We start from the raw sequence: 407 nt of genomic DNA, 5'->3' as shown, positions 1-407 counted from the left end.
GCCCTGCGCAACGTCGGTTTCGCGGTGTTCGCCAAGCCCAAGGTCGACGAGGACAGCGCCGTCGACGACGACATGCTGGCCCACATCGCGCTGCGCGCCCGGGACGGCGGTCTGGCGGGCATCATGGTCGCGTCCGCCGACGGCCAGGCCTTCCGCCAGCCGCTCGAGGACATCGCCGCGACCGGCGTGCCCGTGCAGGTCCTCGGCTTCCGTGAGCACGCCAGCTGGGCGGTCGCCTCGGAGATCCTCGAGTTCATCGACCTCGAGGACATCAACGGGGTGTTCCGCGAGCCGCTGCCGCGGGTGAGCCTCGACTCCCTGCCCGACGAGGGCGCCTGGCTGCAGCCGTTCCGACCACTGTCCGCTCTGTTGCTCGGGCGTCAAGGAGTCCAAAAGTGTTCGACAGC

Annotated in this window: 1 protein-coding gene; it reads left to right on the top strand. The window is 70.0% G+C overall.

The genetic code is table 11. From position 1 onward, the window contains the following. On the top strand, positions 1–407 hold a 407-nt coding region (locus AC1DYG_RS20205; RefSeq protein ID WP_477641623.1), incomplete at both ends, for an NYN domain-containing protein.

Source organism: Pedococcus sp. P1_H8 (genome assembly GCF_056405175.1).
This window is presented reverse-complemented; position numbering and strand designations above follow the sequence as displayed.